The 3,490-nt window shown below is 39.0% G+C and carries 2 protein-coding genes; one reads left to right on the top strand and one right to left on the bottom strand.

Going from position 1 to position 3,490, the window contains the following annotated elements:
- The first annotated feature begins 657 nt into the window (after positions 1-657).
- A complete protein-coding gene (locus LU351_RS20080) occupies positions 658-1,971 on the top strand; it encodes a hypothetical protein (RefSeq protein WP_232595872.1) in 1,314 nt (437 codons plus the stop codon).
- A gap of 182 nt (positions 1,972-2,153) precedes the next feature.
- Here LU351_RS20080 and LU351_RS20075 read toward each other — a convergent pair whose 3' ends face one another.
- Entirely contained in the window at positions 2,154-3,095 is a 942-nt protein-coding gene (locus LU351_RS20075) for a helix-turn-helix domain-containing protein (protein ID WP_232595871.1), read from the bottom strand.
- Positions 3,096-3,490: the final 395 nt, after the last annotated feature.

Here is a 3,490-nt window from a genome sequence, read left to right as displayed (position 1 = left end):
CAAGTAAAAAAGTTTATGTGTCAGCTACAGAAATCGAAAAATATATTGCTTGGCTTTTTTAAAGATAAGAATTTGGAGTACATAGCAGATGCCGCTTAATGTTGGCTAAGCTATGTACTCCTTAGTAAAGGCCTTGTTTATTTCATTTTGAGGAATCATAAATTCAATAGCATTGCTTGTTGATGGATATAATTAATATTACCGTTCAGTGCGCCGGTATTGCCAATATAATAGTCAATTGCTCCATTTACACGGGTTAAAAACTCGTCTAACAAGAGTTTCTTTAAACGCAATAATGTCAAAGTATCTTCAATATCAGTGTCACTATATTTCAGCAAATGCTAATGCCCGTTTCGAGACATGAATTTGAGGTATTGGTGATGCGGCATTATCAGAGCTAAAAATTACGTAAAGTGACTCGATGTGATCAATTTCTTGGGTTTGCTAATTGTACACTGTTTCGTTAATATATAAGGTTGCACCGAGAGAAGAGGTTGCATTCAAAAAATAAGGGTTTAATTTTCCACGTAGCTACTTTATTTTTATCCAATAAAAAAATTTAATTGGATGCCGAATGTGGCTCTGACCTTCGATCTCTTTGGGGATGGTGATTTCTATTTATTGGACACTTTACAATATTAAGGAACACAAGTTTATATGAATAGTATAATAAGGTTTGTATTATTTTTGACTGTTTTTTTAAGCAGTGAAATCCTGATGGCTCAGAATTTAAATAATGAACATAAGTGGCACATACCTAGATCTGCTGTTTTATTCTCTTCTCGTTTCGCATCTGATTCAGAAGAGAAAATTAACGTCGCTACTAGTTTTCATTCAAATGCATTGGTTTGGCATTATCCATATATCGGGGCGGATTTTGTTGATCGAACGATAGTCGAAGCAATATCTCGAATAAACCCCGTTGTCATTAACTGTGCGCTACCTGCATTTACTAGAATTCCCGAAAATGCTTGTCTTGATTCTTCAGGTAATGCCATATCGCACCACGCAAATGAAAATATTTTTTATCCCGACACAACAAATCAAGGGTTTCGTGCAGAAGTTAGAGATTTTTTAAATAGAGCTAGTTCATCAGGTTGTACTTCTTTTCAGCAAGATGATCCATACTTTATGGTCGTCCGGCAAAACAACGGCTGTTATTCATCAACAGATGTGCAGACATTGAAAGGCTATGTTGGAGATTATTATGAATGGTTACATCGAGAAATTGCATCTGAATTCGGACAAACAATTCCTCTAACGTACAATAGAGGACTACATGACACTGGATTATACGGAGAGCTAGCCGAGTATTTTAATGGTGTTATGGGCGAGACTCCAGCGGAGGCTAATACTCCAGAAAATCTATATTTTGCTATTCATCAAGACAACAATATACGTCTAAATCTTGCGACATCTTCAACATTGGTGGATGATAGCCCTCTGTACAATAAAAGGCATATTGCTTCAGTCTATGCATTGGGTGGACACCCAATAGTTCCTTATGACGTATATATTGGCCCAGGTAAGCCAAGATTTTATGGTGACCATAATGAATTTGGACCATATTATAATCTCGTACGAGAGAAGGCTGGTCTGTTTGATGGACATGGAATACTGGATGTGTATATTGATCACTACCAAAATACGATGGGGGTTATACAGCAGCAAGAAAAATTAAGCGGAGTCAGTTCGCGTCGTAATGTCATGGCAGTATTAAAGAAAAATGATAGCTCGTCTCGAGTACTTCATGTCGTTAATTGGCAAGTATCAAGAGCCAATATGGAGAACGGTTCTCATTATTTCACCTTCTGGATTGATAAAAGTTTAATTCCATTTAATCCAACACAGGTTACAATTTATCGTCCAAATAGACCTGATATAGTGGCACCAGTTTATGAGGACACAAATAACCGCTGGAAAGTAACTATTAGCGGGGTAGATGTTTGGGCTGTTGCCAAATTCCAATAATTTGCGATTGTAAGATATTCTAGATATTACAAATAAAGAGTTATGTACATCTACTAAACGACCTGCATTGGACAGGCTAAATACGGCTTTGTGGCAGCCTGTCAATCGTAGAAAATTAGGCGTTACTTAAAAATCAAGGAACGAAACTGACACGTTGATGAGTGTCGGGTGACACTGAAATATTATTTCCCCGATAACCGTTTCAAGTACTGAGTGGAATAGCCTTTCCACCAATTAGGTGCAGTTTCGAAGGTGGTGGATAGGGGAATATACAATTTCTCGCTAAAGCGCTGGTCGTTGTCTAGGCAAAATAAGGAAGGCCCATCGCCTAAATAAAATTGACTTTGTGTGAGCCACTGAAATGCCATGGACACGGTGAGTTCCACCCGCATGTCTTGTCCTGAGTGTGTGAAGATGGCATAAGGTTGTTCACGGATAAAATAATACTCTAAATCTTCAGGTAGCATTGACGGTTCTTTTTTAACTTCTACCGCAAATAAATTTTCGATTTCATGATGAGAGGACAGTGTGTTTTTTCGGAAGGCAATATTCCATTCCTTTTCATTAACGAGATCGGGTAGCTGCTGTATGGCACTCATTAGTCGTTCGGAAATGGATTCCCCTTCCGGTAAGTTTTGTTCCACTCTGAGACCATAAAAAGGTTGAATTTGTCGTATGCCAACCAAGTGCATTGCGGGTAATCTTCCAATGCTGGGTGTGGCGGCGTCTCCGTTTTTGATAATTTCGAATTGCTCGCCTTCAAATGGCATGCGTTGGCTAGCGTGGTAAGTGCTCCCGATGTGCTTGAAGGTACTTGGGGTGTTCCAAAAATAACGAGTGAATGTTCGACAAAATACTTCAGGACTCTGAAATTCATATTTTAAGGCAATATCTAGGATGGAATGCTGCTTTTGTCGAACTAAGTCTTGTGAAGCCTCTGTTAAGCGCCTTATTCGCAGATAGTTTGCGGGCGTTTCTCCTGTGGCTTGTTTGAATGTACGATGAAACTGTCGAAGCCCTAAATGAGCCTCATTGGCTAGATCATCCAAAGAGATCGGGTCTGATAAATGACGTTCCATCAGTTGGATGGAGGCCATTATTTTTTTCTCAACTCTCTCTTTCATGATCTGCCTCTGCATAAAAGGGTAAAGATGTCAGAAATCATCAAGTCCCTTCAGGAATAACGAATTACAGTGACCTTGTTACAGTCTGTTCCACTTTACCATACCGATGAAATAGGCGGTACGTTGTTGGTGATGATCTATGAACCATGCAGTTTTTGCCTTTTTTCCATCTCAAAAGCAGTCCAGTCTCTTTTGGGAGGTGTTGCTAAATTGAGCGATTTTTTGGCAGCCTGAAGCATGATTGGCTGTTCAAAGTTCACCAACCAACCAGGGCTCCCTAGTAATAAATAACCAAATGCACTAAATTTTCAGCATCTTGATACCCTAAAATGTGATTAGCTGTGAATTTATCCAAAATTACCCTCCATGTGACCGACCCCAGAGATACAAAGAAT

Source organism: Marinibactrum halimedae, assembly GCF_021234875.1.
Classification (GTDB): Bacteria; Pseudomonadota; Gammaproteobacteria; order Pseudomonadales; family Cellvibrionaceae; genus Marinibactrum; species Marinibactrum halimedae.
Note: the sequence above shows the minus strand (reverse complement) of the source record. Positions and strands in the feature narration are given on the sequence as shown.